The sequence below is a fragment of the Burkholderia sp. S-53 genome, from assembly GCF_025560745.1.
GTDB classification, from domain to species: Bacteria; Pseudomonadota; Gammaproteobacteria; order Burkholderiales; family Burkholderiaceae; genus Burkholderia; species Burkholderia pyrrocinia.
This window is the reverse complement of the sequence record NZ_CP090482.1, coordinates 1-15,697: the sequence shown is the minus strand read 5'-3', so window position 1 is coordinate 15,697 and position 15,697 is coordinate 1. Positions and strand designations below refer to the sequence as shown.

The 15,697-nt window shown below is 62.5% G+C and carries 11 protein-coding genes; 4 read left to right on the top strand and 7 right to left on the bottom strand.

Annotated features, from left to right (window positions below):
• Positions 1–238: 238 nt before the first annotated feature.
• From LXM88_RS00055 to LXM88_RS00045, 3 genes are all read left to right on the top strand, one after another.
• Positions 239–2,347: an efflux transporter outer membrane subunit gene (locus LXM88_RS00055; protein WP_262530970.1), complete on the top strand. Its 2,109-nt coding sequence runs from the start codon at positions 239–241 to the stop codon at positions 2,345–2,347.
• A gap of 34 nt (positions 2,348–2,381) precedes the next feature.
• Positions 2,382–3,698 carry an HlyD family secretion protein gene (locus LXM88_RS00050; protein WP_262530968.1) on the top strand — a complete coding sequence of 439 codons (1,317 nt, stop codon included), beginning with the start codon at positions 2,382–2,384 and terminating at the stop codon, positions 3,696–3,698.
• Between the two features lie 104 nt (positions 3,699–3,802).
• A complete protein-coding gene (locus LXM88_RS00045; RefSeq protein WP_262530966.1) occupies positions 3,803–5,356 on the top strand; it encodes a DHA2 family efflux MFS transporter permease subunit in 1,554 nt (517 codons plus the stop codon).
• A 1,017-nt stretch (positions 5,357–6,373) separates the two neighbouring features.
• Here the strand turns inward: LXM88_RS00045 and LXM88_RS00040 are convergent.
• From LXM88_RS00040 to LXM88_RS00020, 5 genes are all read right to left on the bottom strand, one after another.
• Positions 6,374–7,378: a DedA family protein/thiosulfate sulfurtransferase GlpE gene (locus tag LXM88_RS00040; RefSeq protein ID WP_262530964.1), complete on the bottom strand. Its 1,005-nt coding sequence runs from the start codon at positions 7,376–7,378 to the stop codon at positions 6,374–6,376.
• Positions 7,379–7,554: 176 nt separating this feature from the next.
• A complete protein-coding gene (locus LXM88_RS00035) occupies positions 7,555–8,826 on the bottom strand; it encodes a patatin-like phospholipase family protein (RefSeq protein ID WP_262530963.1) in 1,272 nt (423 codons plus the stop codon).
• Positions 8,827–8,836: 10 nt separating this feature from the next.
• On the bottom strand, positions 8,837–9,619 hold the full coding sequence (locus tag LXM88_RS00030) for a 3-hydroxybutyrate dehydrogenase (protein ID WP_262530962.1): 783 nt from the start codon (positions 9,617–9,619) through the stop codon (positions 8,837–8,839).
• Between the two features lie 15 nt (positions 9,620–9,634).
• On the bottom strand, positions 9,635–10,414 hold the full coding sequence (locus LXM88_RS00025; RefSeq protein ID WP_262531649.1) for an acetoacetate decarboxylase: 780 nt from the start codon (positions 10,412–10,414) through the stop codon (positions 9,635–9,637).
• A 329-nt stretch (positions 10,415–10,743) separates the two neighbouring features.
• The gene (locus tag LXM88_RS00020) at positions 10,744–11,745 is read right to left on the bottom strand and encodes a bestrophin family protein (RefSeq protein ID WP_262530961.1); all 1,002 of its coding nucleotides are present in this window, start codon (positions 11,743–11,745) and stop codon (positions 10,744–10,746) included.
• Between the two features lie 230 nt (positions 11,746–11,975).
• Here LXM88_RS00020 and LXM88_RS00015 point away from each other — a divergent pair, with 230 nt between their 5' ends.
• The gene (locus LXM88_RS00015; RefSeq protein ID WP_262530960.1) at positions 11,976–13,184 is read left to right on the top strand and encodes an NAD(P)/FAD-dependent oxidoreductase; all 1,209 of its coding nucleotides are present in this window, start codon (positions 11,976–11,978) and stop codon (positions 13,182–13,184) included.
• Between the two features lie 114 nt (positions 13,185–13,298).
• Here LXM88_RS00015 and LXM88_RS00010 read toward each other — a convergent pair whose 3' ends face one another.
• Together LXM88_RS00010 and pdxR are read right to left on the bottom strand one after the other, a co-directional pair.
• A complete protein-coding gene (locus LXM88_RS00010) occupies positions 13,299–13,799 on the bottom strand; it encodes an Ohr family peroxiredoxin (protein ID WP_262530958.1) in 501 nt (166 codons plus the stop codon).
• Between the two features lie 377 nt (positions 13,800–14,176).
• On the bottom strand, positions 14,177–15,697 hold the full coding sequence (gene pdxR, locus LXM88_RS00005) for a MocR-like pyridoxine biosynthesis transcription factor PdxR (RefSeq protein WP_262530957.1): 1,521 nt from the start codon (positions 15,695–15,697) through the stop codon (positions 14,177–14,179).

The window sequence follows — 15,697 nt, the reverse complement described above, 5'->3', positions numbered from 1 at the left end:
CGGCAGCGCTGACGAGTCGCGGATTTCGACAGCGCCCGACGCACGCGAACGGAATCGTGATTTGCCGTCGTCGATGTCGTGCCGCGAATGCAACGGAAACTGTTCCCGAAACGTGTATTTCGGGAGGGGGCGGTTTTGTCTTTGATCCGGAAGACCGTGACCGACTCTTCGATTTGCGCGTGCAAGCGGCCCATCGGCGACGCGACATGTGATGCGCATAAGGATTCGGAGGCTTGCGATGGAAACGTTGGATATCGATCGGCTGACGACTTCGCTGGCGCCGATTCGAACGGAATCCGGTATCGAAGCAGGGGCTCATCTCGTCAGTGAGCGCGAAGGGTATGCACATCACGGAATCTACGCGGGGAACGGACTGGTCATTCACTACGGCGGCTTTCATCGTTCCACCAGACGGTGCCCGGTGGAATGGATCTCGTTGCGTCGCTTCGCGGCGAACAAAGGTGTCCGTGTTCAACCGGAACCGGATGCCGTTTATACCGGGATGACCGTTGTCGAGCGGGCCAGGTCGAGACTTGGTGAAGACCGATACCAGCTTCTGACGAACAACTGCGAACACTTCTGTACCTGGTGCGTACAGGGTGTCGGACGCAGCGAGCAGGTACGTCGCAGCTTGAGGAATCCGTGGGTGGGCATCAGAACGTTGTTCGCGTTTGCGAACGAGATGCTTGCTTCGCGCTCATGCACGGCGTCGTGCCGTCCTGATGAAATGCGCTCGAGTCACGCTGCGTTTCTGCCGATACCGGAACGGTTCCGCATGGCGGTATTTCCGAGAACGGTTTTCTTTGCCTACTACGTGACGAGACGAGCAATGAACATTTTTTCAATCGCCGGGCGACACCTGTCACGCGCGTTCAGGTCGGGTGTGCCGGTGATCGCGGCAACCGGATTGTCGGCGTGCGTGAATTACGCAGGCATTCACGGCAATGCAGCGATGGCCGATCCGCAGCAGTATGCGACGCAGCAGAGCCTTCCGTTCGAGCGAGGCCATTGGCCCCTTGCCGATTGGGCCGATCAGTTCGGTGACGCTCAACTGAAAACACTGATCGACGAGGCACTGAGAAGCAGCCCGACGCTCGATCAGGCGCGTGCGCGCGTGGCGGCCGCGCAGGCGTATAGCGAGTCCGCGCATGCGGGAACGATGCTGCGCGTCGACGCCAGCTACGCGCTCACACGCCAGCAATTTTCAGGAACGGCGCTCGTTCCGCCGCCGTATGGCGGGTCATGGCAGACGGAGAACCGGGGCATCCTCGGCGCTTCGTATGAGCTCGACCTCTGGGGCAAGAAGCGCGAGGCGCTGAAGGCGTCGGTGTCCCGGCTTCAGGCGAGCCGTGCCGACGAGGAAATGGTCAGGCTGACGCTCACGACGTCGATCGCGCGCACCTATAACCAGCTTGCGCGCCTGTACATGTTGCGTGCCATCGCGGAACAGGAGATCGCCCGGCGCGAGCAGATCGATCGCATCGCCGCGGGCCGTATCGCGACAGGGCTCGACACGCAGGTCGAGCGCGAGACCGCACGCGCGAATCTCGCGACGAGCCGCGCCGCGTTGAAATCGCTCGACGGTCGGATTCTCGCGACGCGCTATCAGATCGCCGCGCTGCTTGGCGCTGGTCCCGATCGCGGATTGCTGATCGCGCGCCCGGCGCTCGGCATGGGCGACGACGTTCGCCTGCCCGACAACTTGCCCGCGGATCTCGTGAGCCGGCGCCCCGACATCGTGGCTGCCCGCTGGAACGTCGATGCGATTGCGCACGACGTGAAGGAAGCGAAGGCCGAGTTCTATCCCGACATCAACCTGAGCGCCGCGATCGGACTCGACGCGTTCGGCTTCGGCCGCTTCCTGACGGCGGCGAGCCGCACGGCTTCGGTCGGCCCGGCAATCCACCTGCCGATCTTCGACGCGGGTGAACTCCGCGCGCAACTGAAAGGACGCTACGCCGACTTCGATTATGCCGTCGCGACCTATAACGAGGCGCTTGTGACCGCGTTGAGCGAAGTCGCCACGCAAATTGCCGACGTGCGTTCGACGGATGCGCAGCTTGTCGATGCGCAGACTGCGCAGCAAGCCGCGCTGAAAGCCGCCGGGCTTGCGCTCGCGCAGTACAAGGCTGGTCTCACGAATCAACTGACCGTGTTGAATGCCGACGTCAATGCGCTCTCCGCCGATCAGAGCGTCGCGAATCTGCGCATGAACCGCCGCGACCGGCAGATTGCGCTGGCGTCCGCGCTGGGCGGCGGCTTCGTCGACTCGTCGTTCACGGACTCGGGGGCCGCGGCGCGCGCCGACATGTCCGCATCCGGCACGCCTGCCATCGCCGCGCGCTGAGCGGCTACCCATCGAATCTGCCTGGAGAACTGAAATGAGCGAAATCAACCTGCCGGTGCGCAAGCCGGTCGATGCCGCCCGCGTGAATCATGATCCGTCGCCGTCGGGAGGCGACGATGTCGGAAGCGAACCCGCGACGCGGCGGCGCGGGATGCTGCTGGCGCTGCTCGGCGTGGCGGTCGTCGCGTCGTCGATCGCGTATGGCGTGTACTACCTGACGGTTGCGCGCTACCACGAATCTACCGACGACGCGTACGTCAGCGGCAACCTCGTGCAGTTGACGCCACAGGTGGCGGGTACCGTCGTTGCCGTGAATGCCGACGATACGCAGATCGTGAAGGCGGGCGATCCGGTCGTGAAGCTCGACAATGCCGATGCGAAAGTCGCGCTCGGCAACGCCGAAGCGACGCTGGGCCAGACCGTGCGGCAGGTGAGCAGCCTGTACGTGAACAACGATCTCTATGCCGCGAACGTCGCCCAGAAGCAGTCCGATCTGGCCCGCGCCCAGGACGATCTGCGCCGCCGTCAGGCCGTTGCCGGCACCGGCGCTGTGTCGACGGAAGACATCGCACATGCGCGCGACGCCGTGGCGGCAGCGCGTGCCGCGCTCGACGCCGCGCGTCGACAGGCGCAAGCCAACCGCGCGTTGACCGACCGCACGACGATCGGTCAGCACCCGAACGTTCAGGCCGCCGCGTCGAAAGTGCGCGATGCGTATCTCGCGTACGCGCGCAATGTGTTGCCCGCGCCAGTCACGGGTTATGTGGCGAAGCGTTCGGTTCAGGTCGGCCAGCGTGTGTCGCCCGGCACGCCGTTGATGGCGATCGTGCCGCTCGACGGCGTGTGGATCGATGCGAACTACAAGGAAAGTCAGCTGCGCAACATGCGCATCGGTCAACCCGTCACGCTGACGGCCGATGTGTATGGCGGCAAGGTCAAGTACCACGGCCGTGTCGTCGGCTTCTCGGCGGGCACGGGTAGCGCATTCGCGAGCCTGCCGGCGCAGAACGCGACAGGCAACTGGATCAAGATCGTCCAGCGTTTGCCGGCGCGCATCCAGCTCGATCAGAAGGAACTCGAAGCGCATCCGCTGCGCATCGGCCTGTCGATGAACGTCGATGTGGATACGCGCGACAACACCGGCCCGCAGCTCGGCGCGGCGATGAATACGTCGTATCGCACCGATGTGTTCGCCGAATACGGCGCGCAGGCAGATGCCGAGATCGAGAAGATCATCGCGCAAAACATCGTCGTCGAACATGCGGCGCAGACGGAGTCCGCCGTATCGTCGACAACTTCCGCAAAGCGCGACGCAAGAGACACGCGCGGCACGAGACTGCGCGCAAGCTGAATCTCCACCCGGAGTGCGTGTCGCAGTCGCATTCCGGGTGATCCAATCGCCTGACTGGCCGGCTCGATATGCCGGGCCCGTCGAACCTTCAGAGTGGAAGCGAGATGAATTCCTCAATGCAACCTGCACCGCCTCCGCTGACAGGCGGAAAGCTGGTGCTTGCAACACTCGCCGTCGCACTCGCGACGTTCATGAACGTGCTCGATTCATCCATTGCCAACGTTGCGATTCCGACCATCTCGGGAAACCTCGGCGTGTCCGTCGACGAGGGTACGTGGGTGATCACGCTGTTCTCGGCGGCCAATGCCGTCGCGATTCCGCTGACGGGCTGGCTCACGCAGCGCGTCGGACAGATCAGGCTGTTCGTGGCCGCCATCGTGCTGTTCGTGTTCTCGTCGTGGCTGTGCGGCGTCGCGCCGAACCTGCTCGTGCTGCTCGCGGCACGCGTCTTGCAGGGAGTCGTCGCAGGCCCGCTGATTCCGCTTTCGCAAGCGATTCTGCTGGGTTCGTATTCGAAGGAGAAAAGCTCGACCGCGTTGGCACTGTGGTCGATGACCGCGACAGTCGGCCCGATCGCCGGTCCCGCGCTGGGTGGCTGGATCACCGACAGCTACAGCTGGTCGTGGATCTTTTACATCAACATTCCCGTCGGCCTGTTCGCGGCCGGCGTGACGTGGATGATCTATCGCGATCGGGAGACGCCGGTGCGCAAGCTTCCCATCGACAAGGTGGGCCTGATGTCGCTGATCGTGTGGGTCGCGACGCTGCAGATCATGCTCGACAAGGGCAAGGATCTCGATTGGTTCAATTCGCCCGTGATCTGCGTGCTTGCCGTCGTCGCCGCGATCAGCTTCCTGTTCTTCCTGATCTGGGAATTCACGGAGAAGAACCCGATCGTCGATATTCGGCTCTTTGCGGTGCGCAATTTCCGCGGCGGCACGATTGCGATCTCGGTTGCGTATGCGGTGTTTTTCTCGAATCTCGTGATCCTGCCGCAATGGATTCAGGGCTATCTGGGCTATCGTTCGGTGGACGCCGGACTCGTGACGGCGCCGCTCGGGATCTTCGCCGTGCTGCTTGCGCCGATGATGGCGAAGATCATGCCGAAGTCCGATGCACGGGTGCTCGCGACGCTGGCCTTCCTTGGTTTTGCGGGCGTATTCTTCATGCGATCGCATTACACGACGAGCGTCGACCCCTATACGCTGGTGCTGCCGACCTTGTTGCAAGGCATTCCCATGGCGCTCTTTTTTACGCCGCTTACCGCGATCATCCTGTCGGGATTGACGCCCGACAGGATTCCTGCGGCCGCCGGCCTGTCCAATTTCGTGCGTGTGTTCGCGGGCGGCGTCGGCACGTCGTTGATCGCGACCGGGTGGAACGACAGGACGATCCTGCACCATGCGCGGCTCGCCGAGCAATCGAGCGTGAACAACCCCGACTATACGAGCGCCATCGCGCAGCTCCACACGACGCTGGGCGGCGGTATGGATCAGGCCTCGACATTCTTCGAACGTACGCTGAATGCGCAGGCAGCAATGCTCGCGCTGAACGATATCTTCTGGCTGTCGTCGATCATCTTCATCGTCATCATCCCGCTGGTCTGGCTCACCAGGCCAGGCAAGGGCGGTGGTGGGGGCGCGGCAGGGGCGCACTGATCGAGGTCGCATTCAATCGCGCGGCGATGATCACCCGTGCGCCGTCGAGCCGGAATTCGCCAAACCGTGATGATCGACCTCAACATGGTGCCGGTCATTGTCGAATGAATGGACACCACCTGGTCAGCTTCGATGCAGAAGCCGGGCAGGTGTAACGGACGCGCAAGTCACGATCCCGAATGTTGGCGCAGTCTGGCGATAGCTGCCGGCGAGCCTGGCGTTTCGGTCGCCAGATCTGCTCCGGAGCGCTGGGCAACTGACTGTCGAATACCTTCAGTTGGCGTCGTTCAACGACAGCTTCGATCTCCAACGAAAAGCCGCGTGATAGTGAACTCCCCGATTGCCGATCGGCCAAGTGCGGCCGCGGGCCCCCGGAACCTGAACTCGTGCACAGGTCTGCGTTTCGATAACGATGACCCCGGTGCCTGCTTTCGGAACAGGCTTGTCCGGAGCGCGAAGGGGATCGCCTTTACCCGACAGATAAACCGCTTCTCCACGCTGCTCGCAGGAGGCTAAGTTGCCGCGCGGCGCAACTGGCGCGGGAGCGGGATACCCGGTCCGCCAGGGCGTCATTCGACATTGCACGGGAGCGGGGCCCGTCAGGAATGGTGCGGATCGCACGCGGTCATTCGACGGCACCTGTCACGCAGGGGGAGCGCTTCCGGTTCACGGTACTCGATCACGGGCACGCTCTCACGCAGTCGACACGGATCTTCGCCAAGGTCCCGCCATTACGCCGCAAGCGAACAAGCATGAACGGCTGGTGCCGCAGAGCCGTTTACGACGCGAGCGCGATGATGTGCCCGATGCAGTTCCATGCAAGTTGCGTGCAAGGGAAAGATCGTCTGGTGTCGGGAAGATGCTCGAAACCAGGGGAGCAAAGGTCGTGGCGCCGCCTTTAGACGCACGCTGCATGAGGCCAACGGGGGCGCTGTCCGCGGCCGGGCGGGTCGCCGGCCCGACAGGCCGGTAACGGCGCGCTACCCGGCGACTCTGGCGCTTGGGGCGCCACCGCAGTCAATGCGTGAAAAGTTTCCGTTCTTCTCCGACGATGGCCGCATCGTTTATCGCGATCATCGGCTCGATATCGAAACCCGCCACGCGCCACGCATCGATACCGCCGGCGAGCGGCAACGCCAGCTTGACGCCGGACAGGCGCAACTGCCTGGCCATTGACACCGCGGACACCTCATGCGGGCACGCACAATAGATGACGAGCGTCCGGTTCGTTCCGTAGCGCTCCATGATCTGCCGGGGCTTTCGTTCATCGGCAATCACCGCGCCGGGAATGACAAACGGATCGAGCATCCTCCGCTCGGTGGAGCGGATATCGATCACGACCGGCCGCGGATTGTTCGCGAGCAACGCATGCAATTCGCCCGCGCTGATCCGTGCCTTTGCGAGCGCATTTGCCAACATCTGTCTGCGGCAGTAGCGATACAGGACATACAGCGCCGGCGCGATGCCGATCACGATGAGCGCACGCCAGCCAAGACGAGCGACAAGTGCGAAAATCACGTCGATCTGCGAAGCGAATAGCGTGCCGATCGCCAGTCCGATCGACGCCCACAGCGCAATGCCGGCACAATCGTACAAGATGAAGGATCGCAACCTGACGGCCATCGCGCCGCATAGCGGAACGGCAACGAGTGACAGGCCGGGTACGAACCTCGCAACCACGAGCACGCGTACGCCCCAGCGCCCGAAAAATTGCTCGGTCGTCCTGACGCACGCTTCGCGCGACTGCGACAATTTGCAAACGGTATGAAGCGTACGCTTGCCGTACCGTTTGCCACCCTGAAACCAGACCAGGTCGCCGAGCAAGCCGCCAATCATGGCGGCGCCCAGTATCGTCGAGAAATGCAGAAACGTCGACGACGCAACGTGCGTGACGAGCGCAATGCCCGCTCCCACCGTGATCAAGGTCGGTATGGCGGGCAGAGGCAGGCCAAGCGAAGACCCGAGCACATTCAGGAATACGACCAACGTGCCGTACCGCGCGATCATTTCATGCGACATCATGGTGCTCTCCTTGAGGCTGACACCTGCCCGACCTCGAAGATCGTTCATCGCTCCGCTTGAACCGGTCTCGAAAGCGCGGCACGTTGAACCGGGAATTGCGCAAAACGGGCCACACGTCACACGGTGTCGGCCCTGGAACGACCCGTTTTCCCAACCACGGAAGGTGTTGATGCGCGCTACCTGGCAACGGACGGTTCTTCTTCCGGCAAGTGTTTCGATGCCGGCACGGCGCGTTTGCCCAGGCCGTCGATTTCGCGGACGTCCTGACGATGGCGGTGTACGTCGCGCGTCACGAAGCCGATTTCCCGGCTCGGAATCTCGAACCACTCCGGGTGTCCGAAGGAGCGCCGAATATCCTCGAGACCGCTCGCCCAATGCTCGCGCATCGTGTCCTTGCTGAACTCGTAGTCCTTGTAGTGCCCCTCGAACGCCTTGTTCTTGTAGATCAGGTGCACGACGTTCACCGCACTGCCGTCCGCCGTCTTCTGCGCCTCCTGCAATATCGGATGCGCAAGCCGCACGTGTTCTGGAATATGTTCGAGCAGCGCCTTGATCGTCTGCGCGTGCCTCTGGTTCTGCGACATGAACGCGGTGATGGCGCGCGTGCGGCTCGAATACTGAATGTCCTTGGTACGCTCGCTGACGTCGAGGAAATCGCCCGGCAACTTGCCTCGCGAGCTCCACAGATCGAGCTGGAACACGAGCGTGTCCTTGTGCTGGCTTTCCCGGATGATCTCGGTGAGTGGCGTGTTGGAAACGAGTCCCCCGTCCCAGTAAAACTCGCCATCGATCTCGACGGCCGGAAAGCCCGGCGGCAGTGCGCCGGAGGCGATGAAATGCTCCGGCGCCAGGCGCATTTTCGAATTGTCGAAATAGACGAGATTGCCCGTTCTCACATTGACCGCCCCGACGGATACGCGAATGTTCCCGTCATTGATGCGATCGAAGTCTGCATACCGCAAAAGCGTTTCACGTAACGCCGACGTGTCGTAATAGCTGACCTGATCGGGGCGTTTCCTGCCGAACCCTGCGAAAGGCACATGCCTGCGCGGAGAGAAGAATCCGTCCTGACCTTCCATCAGCGTGCGCGTCGCGGCCCATGCGCTCGACCATCTTCGCCCCATGTCTTCCAGCCCGGGCCACGCCGACAGGTACGCGCCGATGTGCGAGAGCGGATCGGTCGGCTGACTGATGGTGTTCCAGAAGCCGCGCAGCGCCTCCGTTCGGTCCGCGGGCGCGTTGCCGGCGATGATCGCCGTATTCAGCGCACCGATCGATACGCCCGCGATTCGCGTCGGCTCCACGCCGACTTCGGCCATACCTTCGTATACGCCGGCCTGGTATGAGCCGAGTGCGCCGCCGCCCTGCAGCACGAGCCCGATTTCGTCATAGGCGGGGAGCATGATGCGATGGGGCTGCTTCAGCTTGTTACGCTGGCTCGAATTCATGGTGTTCTCCTTACTGCATGAACCAGCCGTGGCTGACCACGATCGATTGTCCGGTGAGCGCGTTCGACTCGAAGCCGGCCAGGAACGCAACCGTGTTCGCGACATCGGCCAGCGACGTGAACTCGCCGTCGACCGTCTCCCGCAACATCACGTCCTTGACGACCTGCTGTTCGGAGATGCCCAGCGCTTTTGCCTGCTCGGGAATTTGCTTGTCGACCAGCGGGGTCCTGACGAATCCCGGGCACACGACATTGGCACGCACGCCACGCGATCCGCCTTCTTTCGCGACGACTCGCGCGAGACCGAGCAACCCGTGTTTCGCGGTCACATAGGCGGATTTCAGCGGCGAGGCCTCGTGCGAATGTACCGAGCCCATGTAGATCACCGAGCCGCCCTTGTTCGACGTGTACATGTGCCGGATCGCGGCGCGGGTCGTCAGGAATGCACCGTCGAGGTGAATGGCCAGCATCTTCTTCCAGTCGGAAAATGCATAGTCCTCGATCCGGTTGACGATCTGGATGCCTGCGTTCGACACGAGGACGTCGATTCCGCCCAGCCGGTTCACCGTTTCCGCCAGGCCTGCATCGACGGCTTCCTCGCTGGTTACGTCCATGGCGATCGCCAACGCTTTCCCGCCATTGGCGACGATATCGTCGGCAACCTTTCGTGCTGCCGCGAGATTCAGATCGGCGATCACGACCGTCGCGCCGTCTGCCGCGAGCTTGCGCGCGCAGACTTCGCCGATACCGCTTGCTGCGCCCGTCACGAGCGCGACCTTGTCATTCAGTGCCATACGTCCTCCGGGAGCTTATTGATTGACCGCGAGTTTCAACGACTCGGCAGGGGCGAGATAGTCATAAGCCACTTCGCCGATATCGAGCGTGAGATTTGCAATGACATGACGCGCGCCGATTACCTTGCGAACCGGCAGATCGGCAACCGACGCGAGTGCATGTGGATGCAGTTCGAGCGCTGCCGGCCCTTCCCATGCACCGATCACGTCGACGTCGCGCAGGTAGAAGCGCACCAGTTCGCAGATGCGAGCCGAGCCGTCGACGTGCGGAATGACCTTCAGCAGATAGTTGGGCGTATCGGCGAGCTTGCGGCGCTCGGCCGTCGTGTCGAGGGCGCGATACTTGTAACCCATCGTTCCGGTGGCGATGCGCTGCGTGCCGTAGTCGAGCGTGCCGAGCAGTGTGTCCTTGCCGTCGACGCAGAGCTTCGGTGACGCCAGCTTCTTGGGAAATCCCCAGATTTCGCGTCCGGCTGCGATCGGGCCTTCATCGTCGAGGTACATCGCGTGCGTGAAATTGGCCCGATTGCCGTCTTCGTCCAGAACGGAGATCACCTGACCGCTTTCCGTGTAGTCGCCGAATCCCGACGAATCGGGCATGCGGATGAATTCGTAATGGACGACGGCGCGGTCGACCGTCAGCGGTTCCGGGACGACGGCCCGGAGGGCGTCCATGTCCGTCTCGTACGAGATGATGAAGTACTCCCGATTGACGAAGCGAAAGGGCGGACGCGGATACGCCGGGTTGTGCACGGGCATCGCAAAGACGTTGTTGCGGATATCTTCTTCTGTCACGGTTCGTTCCTCGGTTGGTGAGGTGCTGAATCGCACCCATCGCGACAGCCTTGGCTGACGCGACCAATGACGCGCGAAAACGCAACGCGGCGCAGACTCGCCGCGTGGGCTCGCACGTTTCGCTTGCGGTGTCGTGTCTGCTTACCGGAGAGCATCAGGCAGCATGTACGGCCACCGTCAGCGCCAAGCGTAGGCGATGTGGTCGTGCGGCAGTAGCGTCGCAAAGGACCTCACCATGTTGTCTCGGCGACAACAATCGACGACAGGGGGATTGCGCGGTAAAAAATCCAGGCGGTGCAAACAGTGGCGTGCGAAAAACGCTGAACGCCCTAGAGCGCAATGATCGTGCGGCTAGACGGATCGCTTGCAGGTTCTCCGAGCATCGCTTTCAGATCGCGCTCGATCGTGCTGCACAGCGTCGAAATGGGAACGTCGTTCGCACCGCCTTCAAACGGATTCTCCGTGCTTTCGCCAACCTGCTCGAGCGATGTGTACATCCACGAAACGGCGACACTGCAAGGCACCACCAGCCACACCATGTTGCCGTGCATGAAGCCGCTGACGCTATCGTTCAGCCGGTTGAATTCGTTCAGAAGACCGAACGGAAGGGACAGGCAGAAAAATCGTACGAACAGAGCGCTGACGGTTGCGTACTGCCGTGGATAGGGGAAGTTCTTGAAACACTCCGATCGTGATTGGAGATCAATGAAGTCTCCGATCGTTTTTTGAAGGTCCATATAGAAATTCGAATTAAGGTGGCCGTCCATGTGAAGCATCTTGAGCGAATTACCTTGCAGGCTCAGCACGAATGTTGCGATGGAAGCAGAAGAGAGCGCCTGTGCCGTTTCAGAGGGGGACAGGTATTTCGGCAATAAATCATCGATGTCTTTTTCCCACTCCGGAACGCGATAGAACCGGCGGTACTCCGCGTTGTAGCGTTTGCTCGTGCTTTCCCAGATTCGGGGGCGACGCAGGTCGTATCGCAGCGCGGTCAGCCACGCAAGGTGTCGATATACCAGCTTTCGGGAGATCTCTTCGTCCGTGACGAAGTCGCGGGTGATTTGGCCCCAGCGGCGGCTTTTGCTCAGGATATCGGTCCAGATTTCCAGCGCATCCATCGCGCGGTTGTACGTTTGAACGTTCTTGAAGCCGACGATAAACGACGTCGCGGTTCCGAGGAGAGCCACGATCGTCAGCGGTATCGACAGCCATGTGATGGCAAAGAACTTATACAGAACAACCGGCACGGAACCGAAAATAAGGAGTTCGTATATTTTCCAGCGCGTCCAGATCAGGAATTCCGATAATTTGTACGATTTTCCGAGATGCATTTTATTTGCCTCATCGATAATTCAGGTGGGTGACGAAGATGGCGTTTGGGTAACGCGCGAACTTCCGTCGCACATCATGCCTGCGATCGATTCGGGCGGAATGTGATCGATTGGTGCCGATGAGGCAACATCGTGAGCACGATTGCGGATCTACTGCGCAGTGCCGCGTGGACCTACGATGATTTCGCGCGGCAGGTTGCCGCTATCGACATCAACCGAGGGCAATGATCATGTCGCAGAAAATCCTGATAGTGGGTGCCGGCTTCGCCGGAGTGTGGGGCGCACTGGGCGCGGCCCGCGTGCTGGACGGTGCGGGTGTGACGAGCGGTGACGTTGAAATCACGTTGATCTCCCCGAAACCGGAACTGCAGATCCGGCCGCGGCTGTACGAAAGCGAGCCGCAGCGGATGGCCGTACCGCTGCTGCCGCTGCTCGATGCGGTTGGCGTGAAGTTTCTCGAAGGGAGTGTCGAAGAGATTTCCGCCCGCGAGAAGACGGTAAGTGTCGCTGGCTCAAGCGGCCAAAAAAGTTTGCTCGCGTATGACAGATTGTTGCTGACCAGCGGCAGCAAGTTGAGCAGGCCGCCGGTGCCGGGGCTGGCGGAACACGCATTCTCGGTCGATCGTATCGAGGACGCGGTGGCGCTCGATGATCACCTCGCGGCGCTGGCCAAACTGCCGGATTCGCCGGCGCGCAATACGGTTGCGGTCGTCGGCTGCGGCTTTACGGGTATCGAGGTCGCGACCGAATTGCCCAAGCGATTGCGCGAGCGGTTCGGCCCGGACGCGACGGGTCGTGTCGTCGTGATCGGGGCGCAGGACGACATCGGTCCCGATCTTGGCCCCAATCCTCGACCGTATGTCGCTGAAGCGTTTGACTCGCTGGGCGTCGAGGCCGTACTTGGATCGCGCGTCGTGTCGGTCGGGCCGGATGGCGTTCGTACCGCGTCGGGCATGCATATCGAAGCCATGACGGTGATCTGGGCGGGCGGAATGCGTGCCAGCCCGTTGACGGCACAAGTCTCCTCGAATCTCGACCCGCTTGGGCGCGTCGAGGTCACGCCTGATCTTCGCGTAGCCGAAGCGCCGCATGTATTCGTGGCGGGAGATGTGGCGCGCGCGCGGAGCGACGATGACGGGCACCATGCGTTGATGTCCTGCCAGCACGCCATCGTGATGGGGCAGTTCGGCGGACACAACGTCGCCGCGGATCTGATCGGCGTGCCGACACTGGAATACAGACAGCCGTTCTATGCGACCTGCGTCGACCTTGGCGAATGGGGCGCTGTTTACTCGGAAGGCTGGGATCGGCAGATCAAACTGACGCACGCGGAAGGAAAGGCCCGCAAGCAGATGATCAACACGCAATGGATCTACCCGCCGGCGCCGAATCGTGCCGATGCTTTGGCAGCGGGTAATCCGCAAGCATCCTTCGACTGACCTGTAGCGCCCCATGCGTGTCGCGAGGTGCGCAGTGGGGCGGCGACGCACGGCGGCGGAAGCAATGAGCGTCTTCAACGGACAGGACGCTGCCGCCGCGCGACAGGCGTTGAGTCAGTCGATGACGGTCACGATATTGATGGTGCCTTGTCTGGCCATCTTCGCGTACGGGCACAGGCGCTCCGCCGTTCGAACCATTTCTTCCGCGATGGATCGGTCGACCCCGGGCATCCGGACCCGGACATCGATGAGCAGTGCATAGCCACCGTCCATCGGATCGCGACCGAACGAAACCTGCACCTCCACGACGGTGTCGATGGTCTCCATGTCGGCGCGCTTCTCGAGCAGGTTCAGCGCACCGTGGAAGCATGCGGCAAAGCCCGCCGCGAACAACTGCTCCGGATTGGTCCCGTTGCCGGGCCCGCCGAACTCGGCGGGCAGGCGCAGGTCGACAGCGAGATTCCCGTCATCCGAGCGGGCCACGCCGGATGCGCGGCCGTGCCCCGTCTCGCCGCCGGACACGGTGACGGTCGTGGTGTAAAGAGATTGAAAATCCTTGCCCCGATACCTGTCGAGGAGGGACAGCGGAGGGGCCTGCAGCTTCTTGTCATCCATGATGCATGCTCGAGTTCAGAGACGTGCTCCGACCCTCAGTCATTCATTCGTCGAAGCGTCTTGCGAAGGGGGCTGCACTGCCCTGGCAAATAGCGTCTTCGAGAAATGCTGTGGAGCGGGATATCGTATGAGGAATGCGGCAATCTTCCGGTGCAGCCCGATTCCTGGTTCGTCTACCGGAGAAAGACGCCTTCATGCTAGAGGAGCGCAAATGACGACGGTATAGCCGTCCGGGGCGATTGTATGTTTCCCGTTGGACACCAATCCGGACAACGGCTCGATGAGCGCCGCCGCGAACTTCCTCGTGATGCTCGGTAGCAGCGGCTGCCGGCGCGCACTGATGCTCGCTGACGCACGCAGTTTCCGCGTGCCGCGCGTCAAGGACCCAGGCAGGCGCGCAGCATGTGTGCGAGGCGGTGCGCTTCGTCTGCATCGGCGATGTTCGCGAATCCGATGATGAGGCCGCGCGGTGTTTGCCGCGTGTGGCTGTTCGTATACCAGATCGAGAGCGGCAAGACCGCGAGTCCCGCGTCGCGGGCGCGCGCGGCGATGGCGACGTCGTCGACCGGCCCGTCGGGGCCCTCTGCGAAGCGCACCGCGAACTGGATGCCGCCGGGCGGCATTTCGACGATCAGCCGCTCGCCGAACGCCTGCCGCAAAGCGTGCACGATCAGCGTGCGTCGCTCGCCGTACAGCGTACGCATCCGCTTCAGATGCCGGGCAAAGTGGCCCTGTTCGATGAAATCCGCCAGGGCCGCCTGCAAGAGCGTCGGCGAGCCGGCATTCATGCTGCATGCCACGCGTTCGACGCGCTCCACCGCGCGCTCCGGCACGACGGTGTACGCCAGCCGCAAACCGGGGTACATCGCCTTGCTGAAGGTACTGCAATAGATCACGTGATCCCGCCGGTCGAGACTCTTCAGCGCCTGCAGCGGGCGGCCGAGATAGCGAAACTCGCTGTCGTAGTCGTCCTCGACGATCCAGCCCGATGCTTTTTCGGCCCAATCCAGCAGTGCGACTCGCCGGGCAAGCGACAGCGTGTGCCCGAGCGGGCTCTGATGCGACGGCGTCACCAGCGCGAAGCGTGCCTGTGGGTCCAGTTGGAGGCCGCGTTCGACGTCGATTCCTTCGGTGTCCACTGGCACCGGCACGAGTTGCACGCCAGTCTCGGACAGGAAGCTGCGTGCGAGCAGATAGCCGGGATCCTCGAACCACACACGGTCGTTCGGACGCGCGAGGCTGCGCAGTACGAGTTCCAGCGTTGCGCGGTAGCCGCCGGTGATGAACACCTGTTCCGGTACGCAGGTGACGCCGCGCGACAACCCCAGGTAGGTGGCGATGTGTTCGCGCAGCGGCCGGTAACCGGCCGGATTCGGGTAGCCGAGCAGCGCCCGGTCGCCGCTGCGCGCGCGCAGCGACACGAGCCGGTGCCATACCTTGCGCGGAAATGCGTCGAACGCAGGGAGCCCGGGTTGCAACGGGCGCGGCACGCCGCTCATTGCGACGGCGATCGGCTGCGGGCGCGGCGGAGGCGGACTGTCGCGCGACATGCCCGGTGCTCGGAGCGAGTCGGTGTTATCGGCGTGCCGTGCCTGTTCGTCGGTTCGCGCGGGCGGCGGCCGCGTCAGCGATTTCGGCAGGGACGGCGAGACGAACGTGCCTGCCGCGCCGCGCATTTGCAGATATCCCTCGTCGACGAGGATCGTGTAAGCCTGCTCGACGGTGCCGCGCGCCGTGTTCAGTTGCGTCGCGAGGCCACGCAGCGCGGGCACGCGATCGCCGGGACGCAGATGACCCGCGGCGATCGCGGTTCTGAACCGCTCGCAAATCTGCAGATAGATCGGCAACTGATGGTGCCGGTCGATTTCGATGGTCAGTGGGGGCGTTTGCTCAGACAT